The 16,230-nt window shown below is 70.6% G+C and carries 16 protein-coding genes; 2 read left to right on the top strand and 14 right to left on the bottom strand.

All coding sequences use genetic code 11. The features are described 5' to 3' along the window. Positions 1–160: 160 nt before the first annotated feature. The 11 genes from ACFXOM_RS13655 to mnmA form a co-directional block, all read right to left on the bottom strand. Positions 161–358, bottom strand: coding sequence for an alkaline phosphatase family protein (locus ACFXOM_RS13655; RefSeq protein ID WP_384948128.1), 198 nt, complete (start codon positions 356–358; stop codon positions 161–163). 571 nt (positions 359–929) lie between these two features. After that, the gene (gene gatB, locus ACFXOM_RS13650; protein ID WP_384933678.1) at positions 930–2,441 is read right to left on the bottom strand and encodes an Asp-tRNA(Asn)/Glu-tRNA(Gln) amidotransferase subunit GatB; all 1,512 of its coding nucleotides are present in this window, start codon (positions 2,439–2,441) and stop codon (positions 930–932) included. A gap of 16 nt (positions 2,442–2,457) precedes the next feature. Beyond that, positions 2,458–2,697: a hypothetical protein gene (locus tag ACFXOM_RS13645; protein WP_384933676.1), complete on the bottom strand. Its 240-nt coding sequence runs from the start codon at positions 2,695–2,697 to the stop codon at positions 2,458–2,460. Then, positions 2,694–4,187, bottom strand: a complete 1,494-nt coding sequence (gatA, locus tag ACFXOM_RS13640; RefSeq protein WP_384933673.1) for an Asp-tRNA(Asn)/Glu-tRNA(Gln) amidotransferase subunit GatA — start codon at positions 4,185–4,187, stop codon at positions 2,694–2,696. Before gatA ends, ACFXOM_RS13645 begins: the two co-directional genes overlap by 4 nt. A 6-nt stretch (positions 4,188–4,193) precedes the next feature. Further along, positions 4,194–4,490, bottom strand: a complete 297-nt coding sequence (gene gatC / locus ACFXOM_RS13635) for an Asp-tRNA(Asn)/Glu-tRNA(Gln) amidotransferase subunit GatC (protein ID WP_016642027.1) — start codon at positions 4,488–4,490, stop codon at positions 4,194–4,196. 443 nt (positions 4,491–4,933) lie between these two features. After that, positions 4,934–7,069 carry a putative bifunctional diguanylate cyclase/phosphodiesterase gene (locus ACFXOM_RS13630; protein ID WP_384933670.1) on the bottom strand — a complete coding sequence of 712 codons (2,136 nt, stop codon included), beginning with the start codon at positions 7,067–7,069 and terminating at the stop codon, positions 4,934–4,936. 242 nt (positions 7,070–7,311) lie between these two features. After that, on the bottom strand, positions 7,312–9,495 hold the full coding sequence (ligA, locus tag ACFXOM_RS13625) for an NAD-dependent DNA ligase LigA (protein WP_384948109.1): 2,184 nt from the start codon (positions 9,493–9,495) through the stop codon (positions 7,312–7,314). A gap of 35 nt (positions 9,496–9,530) precedes the next feature. Continuing rightward, entirely contained in the window at positions 9,531–10,523 is a 993-nt protein-coding gene (locus tag ACFXOM_RS13620) for a methionine synthase (protein WP_385037959.1), read from the bottom strand. Continuing rightward, positions 10,520–11,209 (bottom strand): SDR family oxidoreductase, encoded by a 690-nt coding sequence (locus ACFXOM_RS13615; RefSeq protein ID WP_384933663.1) that lies wholly within the window; start codon positions 11,207–11,209, stop codon positions 10,520–10,522. Before ACFXOM_RS13615 ends, ACFXOM_RS13620 begins: the two co-directional genes overlap by 4 nt. Positions 11,210–11,225: 16 nt before the next feature. Next, complete coding sequence (locus tag ACFXOM_RS13610; RefSeq protein WP_385037956.1) at positions 11,226–11,765, bottom strand: TIGR00730 family Rossman fold protein; 540 nt, start codon at positions 11,763–11,765, stop codon at positions 11,226–11,228. Positions 11,766–11,895: 130 nt separating this feature from the next. Further along, positions 11,896–13,023: a tRNA 2-thiouridine(34) synthase MnmA gene (gene mnmA / locus ACFXOM_RS13605; protein WP_384948114.1), complete on the bottom strand. Its 1,128-nt coding sequence runs from the start codon at positions 13,021–13,023 to the stop codon at positions 11,896–11,898. A gap of 61 nt (positions 13,024–13,084) precedes the next feature. Between mnmA and ACFXOM_RS13600 the strand changes: the two genes are divergently transcribed. Next, entirely contained in the window at positions 13,085–13,747 is a 663-nt protein-coding gene (locus tag ACFXOM_RS13600; RefSeq protein ID WP_384942526.1) for an N-acetylmuramoyl-L-alanine amidase, read from the top strand. Here the strand turns inward: ACFXOM_RS13600 and ACFXOM_RS13595 are convergent. Genes ACFXOM_RS13595 through ACFXOM_RS13585 form a run of 3 tightly spaced genes read right to left on the bottom strand, consistent with a single transcriptional unit; the run spans position 13,740 to position 15,414 of the window. Then, positions 13,740–14,903, bottom strand: a complete 1,164-nt coding sequence (locus ACFXOM_RS13595; RefSeq protein ID WP_384942525.1) for a cysteine desulfurase family protein — start codon at positions 14,901–14,903, stop codon at positions 13,740–13,742. The two genes, ACFXOM_RS13600 and ACFXOM_RS13595, sit on opposite strands and share 8 nt — an antisense overlap. 59 nt (positions 14,904–14,962) lie before the next feature. Then, on the bottom strand, positions 14,963–15,235 hold the full coding sequence (locus ACFXOM_RS13590; protein ID WP_384942523.1) for a DUF4190 domain-containing protein: 273 nt from the start codon (positions 15,233–15,235) through the stop codon (positions 14,963–14,965). Between the two features lie 20 nt (positions 15,236–15,255). Next, a complete protein-coding gene (locus ACFXOM_RS13585; RefSeq protein WP_384942521.1) occupies positions 15,256–15,414 on the bottom strand; it encodes a hypothetical protein in 159 nt (52 codons plus the stop codon). A 93-nt stretch (positions 15,415–15,507) separates the two neighbouring features. Here ACFXOM_RS13585 and ACFXOM_RS13580 point away from each other — a divergent pair, with 93 nt between their 5' ends. After that, entirely contained in the window at positions 15,508–16,173 is a 666-nt protein-coding gene (locus tag ACFXOM_RS13580) for a TetR family transcriptional regulator (protein ID WP_384942519.1), read from the top strand. The last annotated feature ends 57 nt before the right edge of the window (positions 16,174–16,230 follow it).

The raw sequence follows: 16,230 nt of genomic DNA, 5'->3' as shown, positions 1-16,230 counted from the left end.
TTCAGCCGCGTGGCACGATGATGCGTCCCATGACGGCAATGAAAACCGGCATGTTGCCGATGCCGCCGGCCCAGCAGTGATCAACGCAAAAGAACGCTAAGATCAAACAAGCCCTATAGGCTACCCCATCTGCCTGTTTGCCAAGGCCAGACGCCAAATGCTAAGCGGCCAGCTTAAAGTACTCGATGTTGTTGTCGGTGAAGTTCTCCCACTCCTGGTACGTCTTCCAGCTGCGCCCCGCCTTCTCCAGCCGCTCGGCGTACGTCGGCCACGGATAGCCGGGATGGAAGGGTCTGGGGACGACGGCAGCGTGAACGTCCGAGAAGACGGGCCGGGGCCCAGGCGCTTCCCCCGCCACACGGGGACGGGGGTGCGGGGCGCAGCCGCACGGCGGGACCGCGGACGGCACCCTGGGTGTGGCACCGGACTCCTCCGGGGGCTCCGACGGGACCCGGAGTGCCCCTGGTACCGGGCGGGCAGCCGGGGACGGACGCAGGGCGCCCACCGGGACGAGCGGCGGCCGGTGAACATTTCTGCGGCGGTACCGCCCCGACGGCGGCCGGTGTTCGCGACGCTCGTGCGTGATGCGCGGCACGGGACACCGGGCAGCGGCCGCTCACAGACCCGGGGGACCGTGCAGTGTGCGGTCCCGGCAACGCCGGACGACGGCCCCGACGGAACGCCCCGGTACTGCCGCCACCCACACCCGGTCCGGCGGAAGTCCTCCCGGGACGGCGTCGGCGGCTGCGAACGGGCGCCGCGGCCGTCACCGCGGGAAGGCTCCGACCGGTCCGGCCGGGCACGTGCACGCACGCCGCCCGCGCGCCGGCTCCACCACCCCCGCCGGGCACGGCACCCCGCCACGCCTCCCACGCAACGAGGTCGGGACACCCCACGGTGTCCCGACCTCGGCCGCGTGCACGAGAGCCTCAGCCCTCGGTCACACCGAGCCTCTCCAGGATCAGCTCCTTGACGCGGGCGGCGTCGGCCTGGCCCCGGGTGGCCTTCATGACCGCACCGACCAGCGCGCCCACCGCCGCCACCTTCCCGCCGCGGATCTTGTCCGCGACGGCGGCGTTGCCGGCGATCGCCTCGTCGACGGCGGCGCCGAGCGCTCCCTCATCGGAGACGACCTTCAGACCGCGCTTCTCGACGACGTCGTCCGGGGCGCCCTCGCCCGCGAGCACACCCTCGATGACCTGTCGCGCGAGCTTGTCGTTGAGATCACCGGAGGCAACCAGCGCGGCGACCCGGGCGACCTGTTCCGGCGTGATCGGCAGCCCGTCGAGCGCGCGGCCCGACTCATTGGCGTTCCGGGCGAGCTCGCCCATCCACCACTTGCGGGCCTGGTCGGCGGGCGCGCCCGCCTCGGTCGTGGCGACGATCAGATCGACCGCCCCCGCGTTGAGGATCGACTGCATGTCGTGCTCGGAGACGCCCCACTCCTCGCGGAGCCGGTTGCGGCGCACACGCGGCAGCTCGGGCAGCCCTGCGCGCAGCTCCTCGACCCACTCGCGGGACGGGGCCACCGGCACGAGATCGGGCTCCGGGAAGTACCGGTAGTCCTCGGCCTCCTCCTTCACCCGACCGGACGTGGTGGAACCGTCCTCCTCGTGGAAGTGTCGGGTCTCCTGGACGATCTTGCCGCCGCCGCCGAGCACCGCGGCGTGCCGCTGCACCTCGAAGCGGACCGCCCGCTCGACGGACCGCAGCGAGTTGACGTTCTTCGTCTCGCTCCTGGTGCCGAACGTCTCGGTACCCTTCGGCATCAGCGACAGGTTCACGTCGCAGCGCATCTGGCCCATCTCCATCCGGGCCTCTGAGACGGCGAGCGCCTTGATGAGCTCGCGGAGTTCGGCGACGTATGCCTTGGCGACCTCGGGAGCGCGGTCACCGGCACCCACGATCGGCTTGGTAACGATCTCGATCAGCGGGATGCCGGCACGGTTGTAGTCCAGCAGGGAGTGGGACGCGCCGTGGATACGGCCGGTGGCACCGCCGACGTGCGTCGACTTGCCGGTGTCCTCCTCCATGTGGGCCCGCTCGATCTCCACGCGGAAGACCTCTCCGTCCTCGAGCTGGACGTCCAGATAGCCGTTGAAGGCGATCGGCTCGTCGTACTGCGAGGTCTGGAAGTTCTTCGGCATGTCCGGATAGAAGTAGTTCTTCCGGGCGAAGCGGCACCACTCGGCGATCTCGCAGTTCAGCGCGAGACCGATCTTGATGGCGGATTCGACGCCCACGGCGTTCATGACCGGCAAGGAGCCGGGCAGGCCGAGGCAGGTGGGGCAGGTCTGCGAGTTGGGCTCGGCGCCCAGCTCGGTCGAACAGCCGCAGAACATCTTGGTCTTGGTGCCGAGCTCGACATGGACCTCCAGGCCCATGACGGGGTCGTAGGCCGCGAGGGCGTCCTCGTACGACACCAGGTCAGTGACGGTCACGGTGAAACTTTCCCTCTCAGCCGAACAGGACGTCGTCGTCGCCCAGGCGCTTCAGCTCCCGGTAGAGGATCGCGAGTCCGGTGACGATGGCGGCGGCGGACACGGCCGCGTCGACCAGCCGGAGCGTGTCGTGCTCCAGGCGGGCCTTCTTGGCCTGCTTCGCGATGCTGATGGCTCCGAACGCGGTGGTGGCCATGGACACGTAGGTACCGGTCCGGGACTTCCTGAAGCCCTTGGCCTTCTGCAGCGTGCTCACAGTGACGGTGCCTCCTCCAGCAGCGGGTGACCCCAGCGTGCCACGAAGGCGGCCTCGACGGCCGCGCCCACCGTGTACAGGCGGTCGTCCTTCATGGCAGGGGCGATGATCTGCAGACCGACCGGGAGGCCGTCCTCCGGAGCCAGGCCGCAGGGCAGCGACATCGCCGCGTTTCCGGCCAGGTTGGTCGGGATGGTGCACAGGTCGGCGAGGTACATCGCCATCGGGTCGTCGGCGCGCTCGCCGATCGCGAAGGCGGTGGTCGGGGTCGTCGGGGAGACGATCACGTCGACCCGGTCGAATGCCTTCTCGAAGTCCTGCGTGATGAGCGTGCGCACCTTCTGGGCGCTGCCGTAGTACGCGTCGTAGTAGCCGGAGCTGAGCGCGTAGGTACCGAGCATGATGCGGCGCTTGACCTCGTCGCCGAAGCCCGCCTCGCGGGTGAGCGCGGTGACGTCCTCGGCGGACTTCGTGCCGTCGTCGCCGACCCGGAGGCCGTAGCGCATGGCGTCGAACCGGGCGAGGTTCGAGGAGCACTCGGACGGCGCGATCAGGTAGTAGGCGGACAGCGCGAGGTCGAAGGACGGGCAGTCCAACTCGACGATCTCGGCGCCCAACTCCTCGAGCAGGGCGACGGACTCGTCGAATCGCCGCACCACACCGGCCTGGTAGCCCTCGCCGCGGAACTGCTTGACCACGCCGACGCGCATGCCGGCCACCGAGCCGTTCCGTGCCGCCTCGACGACCGGCGGGACCGGTGCGTCGATGGAGGTCGAGTCGAGCGGGTCGTGACCGGCGATGACTTCGTGCAGCAGGGCCGCGTCCAGGACGGTGCGGGCGCAGGGACCACCCTGGTCGAGGGACGAGGAGAAGGCGACCATGCCGTAGCGGGAGACGCCGCCGTAGGTCGGCTTGACGCCGACCGTGCCGGTGACGGCCGCGGGCTGGCGGATCGAGCCGCCGGTGTCCGTGCCGATGGCGAGCGGCGCCTGGTACGAGGCGAGGGCCGCGGAAGAACCGCCGCCGGAACCACCGGGGATCTTGGTGAGGTCCCAGGGGTTGCCGGTCGGACCGTACGCGCTGTTCTCGGTCGAGGACCCCATGGCGAACTCGTCCATGTTGGTCTTGCCGAGGATGACGACGTCGGCCTCCTTCAGCTTGCGCGTCAGCGTCGCGTCGTACGGCGGGATCCAGCCTTCGAGGATCTTCGAGCCGACCGTGGTCGGGATGCCCTCGGTGGTGAAGATGTCCTTGAGCGCCAGCGGTACGCCCGCCAGCGGGCCGAGCCGCTCGCCGCGCTCGCGCTTGGCGTCGACGCCACGGGCCTGGGCCAGTGCGCCCTCTCGGTCGATGTGCAGGAAGGCATGGACCTTCTCGTCGACGGCCTCGATCCGGGCGAGGTGCGCCTCGGTGACCTCGACTGCGGTGAGCTCGCCCGAGGCGATCTTCGCGGCGATCTCCGCCGCGGTGAGCTTGATGATGTCCGTCATGACTGCTTAGTCCTCCCCCAGGATCTGCGGCACCTTGAAACGCTGCTGCTCCTGGGCCGGGGCGCCGGAGAGCGCCTGCTCGGGGGTGAGCGACGGACGGACCTCGTCCGCGCGCATGACGTTGGTCAGCGGCAGCGGGTGGGAGGTCGGCGGGACGTCTTGGTCGGCGACCTCGGAGACGCGGGCGACCGCGCCGATGATGTCGTCGAGCTGACCGGCGAAGTGATCGAGCTCTTCGTCCTTCAGCTCCAGACGCGCCAGCCGGGCGAGGTGGGCGACCTCCTCGCGCGTGATGCCAGGCATGCAGCGATCCTCAGGGGTGAGTGCGATGGTTTTGGCCCAATCCTATGGGGCCGCCGCCGGTCCCCGCGAAATGCTCTGCCCGCCCGGGAGACCGGGGCCGTCCCGCACGGCCCGGAACCCGCGTTCCCACCGTCCGCGGAAGCGGACCGCGGGCCTGCTCGAGGCCGCTTCCTCCACGGCGGCTTCCGGGGCCGACGACCGGCGCGCCCTGCCCGGTGAGGGCGAGCGACGGCCCGCGCAGGCCACCGCAGACCGAGAGCTCCGCCCGGGGCGCGGCGGTGGCCCTCCCGGGCGCAAGAACACCGCTCGCCGACACGTCGGTCCCGTGGTCCGCACCCTGCCATGAGTCCGGGAAGACCCGCGGACGGCGATCCGGAGGGCGACCATGCTCCGAGAGCACCGCTGCGGTGCCTGACGCTCCGCTGCGACACCAGCCCTCGTCACTACTGCACGACGTGGCCCGAGGGGCGGTCCGCGTCGACGTCGGCGGCCGCCGGGAGTTCCGCCACCGGACGGCGACGCCACTCGTGCACGCCCCGGGCCCTCAGCCAGGCGGTGGTCTCCTGGGGCGGCATGGCCGCCGAGACCAGCCAGCCCTGCACGGCATCACAGCCAAGATCGCGCAGCCGTTCCCAGGTCTCGTCGTCCTCCACGCCCTCGGCGACCACGACCAGTCCGAGCGAGTGGGCGAGGTCGACGGTGCAGCGGACGATCTCTGCGTCCTCGGCGTCGACCGCGAGCCGGGCCACGAACGATCGGTCGATCTTCAACTCGCTCACGGGCAGCTTGCGCAGGTGGACCAGCGACGAGTAGCCGGTGCCGAAGTCGTCGAGCGACATCTTGACCCCGTGGGCCGCCAGCCCGGCCAGAGTGTCCGCGGCGCGCTGCGGATCCTCCAGCAGCACGTGCTCGGTGATCTCCAGTTGCAGCGCCGCCGCCGGGACCCCGTGCCGGGCGAGCCTGCCGGCGACGGCCCCGGCGAACCCCGGGGTGTGGACGTCCCTGGGCGACACGTTGACGGCCACCGGGACCTCGAGCCCTTGGGCACGCCACTGGGCGACCTGTCCCAGGGCCGTCTCCAGGACGTACTCGGTGAGATGGGGCATCAGGCCGGAGGATTCGGCGATGGCGATGAACTCGTCGGGCGGCACCCGGCCACGGTCGGGGTGAACCCAGCGCACGAGCGCTTCCAGACCCGACACCTCACCGTCGAATCCGACCTTGGGCTGGTAGTGCAGCTCCACTTCGCCCGCGTCGAGCGCCCGGCGCAGATCGCCGAGCAGGCCGAGCCGGTCCGGCGTGTTCGAATCCCGCTTGGATTCGTAGACCTCCACGCCCGTGCGGTCGCGCTTCGCCTGGTACATCGCCACATCGGCGCGCCGCAGCAGCCCTTCGGCGTCAAGCGCGTGCTCGGGGAAGACGGCGAGGCCCGCGCTCGCCTCCAGGACCAGCGTGAGGCCGTCGAGGTCGAGCGGCGAGGAGAGCTGGCTCACGAGGTGACGGGCGACGCGCTGGGCGCTGGTGATGGAGTCGGCCGTCGGCAGGAGCACGGCGAACTCGTCGCCGCCGAGGCGCGCGGCCTCCGCTCCCCGCGGGAGGGCGAGCTTCAGCCGTTCGGCGATCTGGAGGAGCAGCCGGTCTCCCGCCAGGTGTCCGAGGGTGTCATTGACCGACCGGAAGCGGTCGAGGTCGATCAGCACCAGGGCCGAACGTGCCCCGATCCCCTCGACCTCCTCCAGGGCTGCCCAGGTGCGCTCCAGCAGCCACTGTCGGTTGGGCAGTCCGGTGAGCGGGTCGCGCAGTTGCTCCTCCGCGCGAGCCCGGGCGATCCACAGTGTGGAGTCGAGGGCGATCAGGGGCACCGCGAACAGCGGGAGGAGGATCGGCAGGACGGACGCGACCGCACAGATCAACGGAGCGATGCCGAGCAGTGCGACGGCGACGAGGCTCTGCCGGAGCAGCGCCGTCCGGGCGACGCTGGGGAGACCGCCGCTCTGCGGCGCCAGGGCGTACCAGAGCAGGACGCGGGTGACGGCGAGGTAGGCCGTCGCCACAAGCACCACCTTGGGGACGGCGTCGAGGCCCCAATCCAGGGGCGCCCATGGCTCTTCGACCGTGGGGGCCTCGCCGAACGCGGCGAGGACCAGCGCTGCTGCGCCGATGCCGAGGATGTCGGCCGCGCCGTGTAGGACGCCCTGGCGCCAGCGGTGCCGTCGGGCCGCGCCGACGAGCACCACGACGGCCAGGCTGACCAGTCCCGCCGGAACCCAGCCGTACAGCAGCAGCACGGCGAGGGTCAGGGCGGCGCCGGAGCCGGTGCCGCCCCACCAGCGGTCACGACCGAGCGCGACCAGATGGGTGACGATGATCCCGGACAGCACCGCCAGGGACCAGCCCTCGGTGCCGGTGGGGAAGAGCGCGTGCCCCTGTTGCACGCCGCTGACGACGCCCGTCGCGAGCACCACGGCGGCGAGCCCCATGACGGCGAGGCGTAGCTTCGAGGTCGTGTTCACGAATGACACGAACGCCGCGGATCCACGCGGCCGCGAGACCGGGGCGGCACTCTCGGTCGGTTTCATTCCCGTCCCTCTCACAGCCGGCTGTGCCGATGCCACGCGTTGGCTGCCCGGTCGTGCCGCCACGCGGCTGGAACTCCACCACGCAACGGTCAACGACAGGCGCCTACCTCAACAGTAGGACGCAGAAGGCTCCGACGGGCAGCGCTCTACAGCTCTTGCCCGAATGCGGCCTGGCCATCCGTAACCATCTGGTATGCGCCGAACGAGTGAATCAAATGGGCAGTTCGACTCGCTCTCACGTGCTACTCGGCGACCGGAACCGCGGCCCCGCGTGCCGCCTCCGGCCCTTGTCCGAGCAGGACAGCGAAGCCTTCGTCGTCCAGCACGGGCACCTTCAACTGCATTGCCTTGTCGTACTTCGAACCAGGGTTGTCACCGACAACGACGAATGCAGTCTTCTTCGAAACGGAACCTGTCACTTTCGCTCCGAGGTTCTGAAGCGCTGCTTTTGCGCCATCCCGCGTGAAGTTCTGGAGCGTTCCGGTGACGACGACGGTGAGACCTTCGAGCGGACGCGGCCCCTCGTCCTCGCCGGCGCCCTCCTCCTCCATGCGGACACCCGCGGTCCGCCACTTGCGCAGGATCTCGCGGTGCCAGTCCTCTTCGAACCACTGCTTGAGCGAGGCGGCGATGGTCGGTCCGACCCCTTCCACGGCCGCCAACTCCTCCTCAGTCGCTTGTTCGATCCGCTCGATCGAACGGAACTCGCGGGCGAGCGCCTCGGCCGCGACCGGCCCGACATGGCGGATCGACAAGCCGTTGATGATCCGGGCCAGCGGGCGCGTCTTCGCCGCCGCGATGTTGTCCAGCATGGCCAGGGTGTTCTTCTTCGGCTCGCCCTTCTGGTTGGCGAACACCGTGACGATCTTCTCGTCGCCCGTCTTCGGGTCGCGCTTGGGCAGTCCGCTGTCGGGGTCCAGGACGTAGGCCTTGATGGGCAGCAGTTGCTCGACCGTCAGGTCGAAGAGGTCGCCTTCGTCGAGCAGCGGTGGCTCCGCGGGCTCCAGCGGCCGGGTCAGCGCGGCTGCGACGACCTCGCCGAAGTTCTCGATGTCCAGGGATTGCCGACCGGCCAGGTAGAACAGTCTTTCGCGCAACTGGGCGGGGCACGACCGCGCATTGGGACAGCGCAGATCGATGTCGCCTTCCTTCATGGGCCGCAGCGCGGTGCCGCATTCAGGGCACTCGGTCGGCATCACGAACTCCCGCTCGCTGCCGTCCCGCAGGTCGACGACGGGCCCCAGGATCTCCGGGATCACGTCTCCGGCCTTGCGCAGCACCACGGTGTCGCCGATCAGCACGCCCTTGGCCTTGACCACGTCCTGGTTGTGCAGAGTGGCGAACTCCACCTCCGAGCCCGCGACCGTGACCGGTTCCACCTGCGCGTAGGGCGTGACGCGACCGGTGCGGCCCACACCGACCTTGATGTCGATGAGCTTGGTGTTGACCTCCTCCGGCGCGTACTTCCAGGCGATCGCCCAGCGCGGGGCACGCGCCGTGGAGCCGAGCCGCCCCTGCAACGGGATCTCGTCGAGTTTGACGACCACGCCGTCGATCTCGTGCTCCACGGAATGGCGGTTCTCTCCGTAGTGCGCGATGAACTCCCGCACCTCGTCGAGGGAGTCCGCCACCTTGTTGTGCCGGGCCGTGGGCAGACCCCACTCGTGCAGCAGTTCGTAGGCGTGCGAGAGGCGGTCGATGTCGAAGCCCTCCCTGGCACCGATGCCGTGGACGACCATGTGCAGCGGACGCGTCGCGGTGACCTTCGGGTCCTTCTGGCGCAGCGAACCGGCCGCCGCGTTGCGCGGGTTGGCGAAGGGCTTGTCACCAGCCGCCACAAGACGGGCATTGAGCTCCTGGAACTTCTCCATGGGGAAGAAGACCTCACCCCGGATCTCGACGAGATCCGGGATCCTGTCTCCACCCAACCGGTCCGGGATGTCGGTGATGGTCCGCACGTTGGGGGTGATGTCCTCGCCGGTGCGCCCGTCACCGCGGGTCGCCGCCCGGGTCAGCCGCCCCTTCTCGTACGTCAGGTTGACCGCGAGGCCGTCGACCTTCAGCTCGCACAGGAAGTGGTGGGGCGAGGACCCGACTTCCTTGGCGATGCGGTCCGCCCAGCCCGAGAGCTCGGCCTCGTCGAACGCGTTGTCGAGCGAGAGCATCCGCTCGCGGTGCTCGACGGCCGTGAAGTCCGTCTCGTACGCACCGGCTACCTTCTGCGTGGGCGAGTCCGGGGTGCGCAGCTCCGGGTACTCCTCCTCCCACGCCTCCAGCAAGCGCAGGAGCTTGTCGAACTCGGCGTCACTGATGACCGGCTGGTCCTTCACGTAGTACCGGAAGCGGTGCTCCTCGACCTGCTCGGCCAGCTGGGCATGCTTCTCCCGCGCCTCGGCGGGCACCGGCCCCTGCTGTTCGACAGCCACCGTTACGTCCTCCCGTTACCTCAGCCCCGAGTCCGTCACTCAGGGTTGTCCGCGAGCGATCTCGCCGCCCGGACGCAGTGGGCGAGGGCTGCACGGGCGTACGCGGGCGAAGCCCCCGCGAGACCGCACGACGGCGTGATCACCACGGACTCGGTGAGGGTCCCCGGATTCAGCCCCAGCCTGCGCCACAGCGTCCTGACACCCATGACGCTACCGGCAGGGTCTGACAATGGACCGTCGGTGGACGCCACGACGCCCGCGAAGAGTTTCGTTCCGCCCTCCACGGCTTCGCCGATCGCCTCTTCATCACGTTCCGTGAGCAGTTGGGCATCGAAGGAGACCCCGGCCACTCCCGCGCGCCGCAGCAGCGCGAACGGCACGTCCGGAGCGCAGGAGTGCACGATCACCGGGCCCTCACTCACCCTCATCACCTCACGCAGCGCACCCTCGACGACCTGGCGGTCCACCGCCCGGTGCGTCCGGTAGCCGCTCGCGGTCCTGACCCGCCCGCGCAGCACGGCCGTGAGGGACGGCTCGTCGAGCTGCAGCACCACCCGTGCGCCCGGGACGCGCCGGCCGACCTCCGCGAGGTGGGCGCGCAACCCGTCGGCGAGCGACGCGGCGAGGTCCCGGCAGGCCCCCTCGTCGGCGAGGGCGGCCTCCCCGTTCCTCAGCTCCAGGGCGGCCGCGAGCGTCCACGGCCCGACGGCCTGGACCTTCAGCGGTCCCTCGTACCCCTGGGTGAACTCCTCCAGGGCGTCGAGGTCCTCACCGAGCCAGGACCGGGCCCGCCGGGTGTCCCGGCCCGGCCGGTCGCTGACGCGCCAACCGCTCGGCTCGACGTGCGCGTAGAGGTCCACGAGCAGCCCGACGGTCCGGCCGATCATGTCGGCTCCCGGTCCTCTGGACGGCAGCTCCGGCAGGTAGGGGAAGTCCTCGAAGGAGCCGGTGACGGTCTTCGCGGCCTCGCGGGCGTCGCCGCCCGGCATCGATCCGACCCCGGTTGCGGGGCCCCAAGGCAAGGTCATCGGCCCGGCCGCACCGTCACGTCGTGGATGTCCGCGTCGCGTGGGAGGTCCAGCGCCACCAGGATCGTCGTGGCGACCGATTCCGGATCGATCCAGCGTGAGGCGTCGTACTCCTTGCCCTCCTGCTGGTGCACCTTGACCTGCATCGGGCTGGCGGTGCGGCCCGGGTAGACGCTGGTCACGCGGACACCGTTCGGCTTCTCCTCCTGGCGGAGCGCGTCGGCGAGCGCCTTGAGGCCGTGCTTGGAGGCGGCGTAGGCGCTCCACTCCGCGTGGGCGTTGAGGCCCGCCCCCGAGTTGACGAAGATCACCGTGCCCTGAGAGACGCGGAGTTGCGGCAGCAACAGCCGGGTCAGCTCGGCCGGGGCCACCAGGTTGACGTCCAGCTGTGCCTGCCAGGCCTTCGGCGTGAGATCACCGACCCGACCCAGCTCCACGATGCCCGCGATGTGCATCAACGAGTCGAGGCGCTCAGGCATCGTCTGGTGCGAGAAGGCCCAGGAGAGCCGGTCGGGGCTGGCGAGGTCGCCGACGAGGGTGCGGGAGCCCGGGTACGCGGCGGCGAGTTCCTTGGCCCGCCCCGCGTCACGGGCCAGCAGGACGAGGTCGTCGCCGCGCTCGTGCAGCCGGCGGGCGACGGCCGCGCCGATGCCGGAGCCCGCGCCGGTGATCAGATGTGTAGCCATGGGGCCCATGCTCGCATCATCGGACGCCCGCCCCCTCCTCGAGGTGGGCGAGCGCACCGAGGGCGTCCTCGGCGAAGAAGACCAGGTCGGTAAGGGGGACCGGCAGGAAGCCCTCGTTTTCCATGCGCAGGAACTGCTCCTTCAGACCGTCGTAGAAACCGGCCGTGTTGAGCAGCACCACGGGCATGGCCGTCCGTCCGTGCTTCTTCAGCTCGAGGATCTCGGTGGCCTCGTCCAGCGTCCCCGTCCCGCCAACCATGATCACGACCGCATCGGCCTTGCCGAGCAGGAGGGCCTTCCGCTCGGCGAGGTCGCGGGCGATCACCATCTCGTCTGCCGTCTCGCGCGTCTTCGAGGCGAGGAACTCGACCGAGATGCCGACCAGTCGCCCACCGGCCTGCTCGACTCCGTCCGCGACGACCTTCATCAGACCGACGTCGGAGCCTCCCCAGACCAGCGTGTGGCCGCCCTTGCCGAGGAGTTCGGCGAACTCGCGCGCCGGCCCGGTGTAGCGCTCGGCGAGATCGGCGGAGGAGAGGAAGACGCAGATGTTCATGCCCACACGGTACGGGCCGCGCCCTTCGGGAGGTCCCACCCGACGGCCGGACGCCTCGGCGGCCGGGCCGCTCGCGTCGACTCGTGCGTGTGCCCCCCGCCGTGCGCGAGGGGCCGCCGCACAGGCGCTCTCAGAGCGACGCCGCTGCCGCGCGCCGCGTCGTCGTGGCGATCGTCGCCGAGCCGACGACGCGCGTGCCGTCGTACAGGACGATCGCCTGACCGGGCGCGACGCCGCTGACCGGCTCGCCGAAGGCGACCCGCAGCTCGGCTCCCACGAGCTCGGCGGAGACCTCCGTCTCGCCTCCATGGGCGCGCAACTGGGCCGTGTACGTACCGGGGCCGGCCGGGGGTGCACCGCACCAGCGGGGCTTGATCGCGGTGAGCGCGGAGACCTCCAGCGCCTCGGCCGGTCCCACGGTCACGGTGTTGTTAACGGGCGAGATGTCCAACACGTACCGCGGCTTGCCGTCGGGTGCGGGATGGCCGATGCGCAGGCCCTTGCGCTGTCCGATGGTGAATCCGTAGGCGCCGTCGTGGGTGCCCAGCTTCGTGCCGGCCTCGTCCACGATGTCGCCTTCCGCCTTGCCCAGGCGCTGGGCCAGGAAGCCCTGGGTGTCGCCGTCGGCGATGAAGCAGATGTCGTGGCTGTCGGGTTTCTTCGCGACCGCGAGGCCGCGCCGCTCTGCCTCCGCGCGGATCTCGTCCTTGGTGGTGAGGGTGTCGCCCAGGGGGAACATGGCGTGCGCGAGCTGCCGCTCGTCCAGCACGCCGAGCACGTACGACTGGTCCTTGGCCATGTCGCTGGCCCGGTGCAGCTCTCGGCTCCCGTCGTCCCGGACCGTCACGGTCGCGTAGTGCCCCGTGCACACCGCGTCGAAGCCGAGCGCGAGTGCCTTGTCCAACAGGGCGGCGAACTTGATCTTCTCGTTGCAGCGCAGACAGGGGTTCGGGGTGCGGCCCGCCTCGTACTCCGCGACGAAGTCCTCCACGACGTCCTCGCGGAACCGCTCGGCGAGGTCCCACACGTAGAAGGGGATGCCGATGACGTCCGCGGCGCGGCGGGCGTCGCGCGAATCCTCGATGGTGCAGCAGCCTCGCGCGCCGGTGCGGAAGGACTGCGGGTTCGCGGAGAGCGCCAGGTGCACCCCGGTGACGTCGTGCCCGGCTTCTGCGGCGCGGGCGGCGGCGACGGCGGAGTCCACACCGCCGGACATGGCGGCGAGCACGCGGAGGGGGCGCTGGGGTGTCTGTGTCATAGCCCTACCAGAGTACGGGGCGGCGGGAACCGAAAGCTCGCGAGTAAGCGTTCGGAAGATCATGGGGAGCGAAGGGGCGGGGCGGCGCGGGGTCGGCCGGCGGGCGGTGCTGATCGGTGGCGGTGTGGCGCTGGCCGGGACGGGCGTGTTGGCGCGGGACGCGCTGCGGCACGCCTGGTGGCGGTTGCCGGGCGTGCAGAAGAAGCGCGTGGAGGGCGAGCTCGACCACGCGGGGGCGGTGTGGACGGCTGCCTCCCGGTACAACTGGCGGCGGGCCGACCGGCCGGACGACTATCCGATCGACCGGGTCGTGATCCATGTCGTCCAGGGCAGCTTCCGGACGGCCCTCAGGGTTTTCAAGGACCCGGGCCACCGTGCGGCGGCCCACTACGTGGTGGGCAAGGACGGTCGGATAGCCCAGATGATCCGCGAGCTCGACGTCGCGTTCCACGCGGGGAACCGGGAGGTGAACGAGCGGAGCATCGGGATCGAGCACGAGGGTTTCGTGGATCGCCCGGCGGACTTCACGGCGGCGATGTACGCGGCGTCGGCCCGGCTCACCGCGGGGATCTGCCAGCGGTACGGGATCCCCGTGGACCGCGAGCACATCATCGGTCACGTCGAGGTGCCGGGGACGGACCACACCGATCCCGGACCGCACTGGGACTGGGACCGGTACCTGGGCCTCGTGCGGTCGGTGTCGACGACGACCGGCACTAGCTGAGTCCAGCGGTCCTGGCCCGCTCCACGGCCGGGCCGATGGCCTTCGCCACGGCCTCGACGTCCTCCTCGGTGGAGGTGTGGCCGAGGCTGAAGCGGAGGGTGCCGCGGGCCAGGTCCGGGTCCGTGCCGGTGGCGAGCAGCACGTGGCTCGGCTGGGCGACACCCGCCGTGCAGGCGGAGCCAGTGGAGCATTCGATGCCCTGGGCGTCCAGGAGCAGCAACAGGGAGTCGCCTTCGCAGCCGGGGAACGTGAAGTGGGCGTTGGCGGGGAGCCGGTCGTCCGGGTCGCCCCCGAGGATCGCGTCCGGTACGGCCGCCCGGACGGCCTCGACCAGCTTGTCGCGCAGACCACCGATGTCCCGGGCGAACTCCGGGCGGTGCTCCGCGGCGAGCCGGCCGGCCACGGCGAAGGCGGCGACGGCGGGCACGTCGAGGGTGCCGGACCGCACGTGCCGTTCCTGTCCGCCGCCGTGCAGCACCGGCACCGGGGTGTATTCGCGGCCTAGCAGGAGTGCGCCGATGCCGTAGGGTCCACCGATCTTGTGGCTGCTCACCGCCATCGCTGCCAGGCCGGAGGCTGCGAAACCGACGTCGAGCTGGCCGAACGCCTGCACTGCGTCGGAGTGGAAGGGGATCTCGAACTCCGCTGCGGTCTCGACGAGTTCACCGATCGCCGTGACGGTGCCGATCTCGTTGTTGGCCCACATCACGGTGGCGAACGCCACGTCGCGGGGGTCACGCTCGATCGCTTCGCGCAGAGCTTCCGGGTGGACCCTGCCGTACGCGTCCACGGGCAGGTACTCGACGCGCGCGCCCTCGTGTTCGCCCAGCCAGTGCACCGCGTCGAGTACGGCGTGGTGCTCGACGGGACTGGACAGGATGCGGGTGCGGCGCGGGTCGGCGGCCCGACGGGCCCAGTAGATGCCTTTCACCGCGAGGTTGTCGGCCTCGGTCCCGCCGGAGGTGAGGACGACCTCACTGGGGCGCGCCCCGAGCGCCTCGGCGAGGGTTTCGCGGGCCTCCTCGACGGTGCGGCGGGCCCGGCGGCCTGCGGCGTGCAACGACGAAGCGTTGCCGGTGACGGCGAGCTGGGCGGTCATCGCCTCGATCGCTTCCGGAATCATCGGAGTGGTCGCGGCGTGGTCGAGGTAAGCCATGGTGACCCGATTCTACGAGCCGCACGACTGTGGACTCGCGGCCCGGGTCGCCGGACCGGTCAGCCCCCGACGTTCCAGACGAGGGTCCCGTGGAGGGAGACGAGGACGGCGAGGACGACGAGGTCGGCCAGACCGAGCGCCAGCCCGGTCAGTGCGCGGCCGCGGCGGGACGTACCGCGCCACAGGGCGAGGCTCGCGAGGACCACGGCCGCGGGTCCGAGGAAGACGTTCATCACGAGCAGCCCCACCAGGCCGAGGGCGAACGAGGCGACGGCCATGCCGTCGGCGTCGCGCGTGCCGGTGAACCGGCGGGCAGAAGAGGTGAGTTCCATGGTGTTCCGTTCCTCCGGTTTCAGCGGCTCGCGCGGCGCGCGAGGCGCTCACGGACGACGAATCCGAGCAGCCAGGCGCCGATGAGGACTGCGGCGGCGGCGGACAAGGACGGCGGGATCTGGGCGACGGTGCCCAGGACGATCCCCAGGACGGCGATCGCTGCGACGAGGGCGATCATGAGGTTCCCCTTCCTTCAATTCAGAGTACGTCTGTTAACTGACTACCCAGTCTAGTCTTCCCCAATACAGAGAACAGTTGTTTACTGAATGGTATGAGTCACACCGTAGGCATCCGCCAGGCCCAGAAGTTGAAGACGCGTCAGGCCCTCCTCGACGCCGCCCTCGAACTGCTCGAACACCAGAGCCTGAGCAGCCTGGGCCTGCGCGAGGTCACCCGCGCCGTCGGGGTGGCACCGACCGCGTTCTACCGGCACTTCACCGATCTGGCGGAGCTCGGCGTGGCACTCGTCGAGGAGACACTGGGCAGCCTGCACGGACTGGTCGGTGCGATCCTCGCGGACACCGGCGACAGTGAGGTGCGGATCGACCGCACGGTGGACCTCATCGCCCGCCACGTGCGGGAGCAGCCCGCCCACTTCCGGTTCATCGCACGCGAACGGCACGGCGGCGTGGGCCCCGTGCGCGCGGCCATCGCAGCCCAGCTCGACAGCTTCGCCGGGGAAGTGGCCGCCGCGCTCGGGAGGGAACCCGCGTCGGACGGCTGGAGCGAGGAGGACCTGCTCATGTTGGCCGGCGTGTACGTCGAACACATGGTGATGACCGCGTCGGCGTTCCTGTCCGTCCAGGAGTCCGGACGACTCGACCCGCCGAGCGAGCAACGGGTGGTGCGTACGGCCCGCAACCGACTCCGACTGGTGTCCCTCGGCCGCCGCCACTGGCTGGAAAGCCGCACCACGGAGGCGGACGGCACGGCCTGATCAAGCCGCACCGCGCGTCATCCGCGACAGGGGAGGCGCGCGAAGGGCGGCGCCCCC

This window comes from Streptomyces sp. NPDC059169, assembly GCF_042755225.1.
Classification (GTDB): domain Bacteria; phylum Actinomycetota; class Actinomycetes; order Streptomycetales; family Streptomycetaceae; genus Streptomyces.
This window is presented reverse-complemented; position numbering and strand designations above follow the sequence as displayed.

Coding starts and splice junctions, on each gene's coding strand:
- ACFXOM_RS13630 (WP_384933670.1), bottom strand. CDS start 7,069: ATGAAACCGACCGAGAGTGCCGCCCCGGTCTCGCGGCCGCGTGGATCC.
- ACFXOM_RS13615 (WP_384933663.1), bottom strand. CDS start 11,209: ATGGCTACACATCTGATCACCGGCGCGGGCTCCGGCATCGGCGCGGCC.
- ACFXOM_RS13595 (WP_384942525.1), bottom strand. CDS start 14,903: ATGGCTTACCTCGACCACGCCGCGACCACTCCGATGATTCCGGAAGCG.
- ACFXOM_RS13585 (WP_384942521.1), bottom strand. CDS start 15,414: ATGATCGCCCTCGTCGCAGCGATCGCCGTCCTGGGGATCGTCCTGGGC.
- gatC (WP_016642027.1), bottom strand. CDS start 4,490: ATGCCTGGCATCACGCGCGAGGAGGTCGCCCACCTCGCCCGGCTGGCG.
- mnmA (WP_384948114.1), bottom strand. CDS start 13,023: ATGACACAGACACCCCAGCGCCCCCTCCGCGTGCTCGCCGCCATGTCC.
- ACFXOM_RS13580 (WP_384942519.1), top strand. CDS start 15,508: ATGAGTCACACCGTAGGCATCCGCCAGGCCCAGAAGTTGAAGACGCGT.
- ACFXOM_RS13620 (WP_385037959.1), bottom strand. CDS start 10,523: ATGACCTTGCCTTGGGGCCCCGCAACCGGGGTCGGATCGATGCCGGGC.
- ACFXOM_RS13600 (WP_384942526.1), top strand. CDS start 13,085: ATGGGGAGCGAAGGGGCGGGGCGGCGCGGGGTCGGCCGGCGGGCGGTG.
- gatA (WP_384933673.1), bottom strand. CDS start 4,187: ATGACGGACATCATCAAGCTCACCGCGGCGGAGATCGCCGCGAAGATC.
- ACFXOM_RS13590 (WP_384942523.1), bottom strand. CDS start 15,235: ATGGAACTCACCTCTTCTGCCCGCCGGTTCACCGGCACGCGCGACGCC.
- ACFXOM_RS13610 (WP_385037956.1), bottom strand. CDS start 11,765: ATGAACATCTGCGTCTTCCTCTCCTCCGCCGATCTCGCCGAGCGCTAC.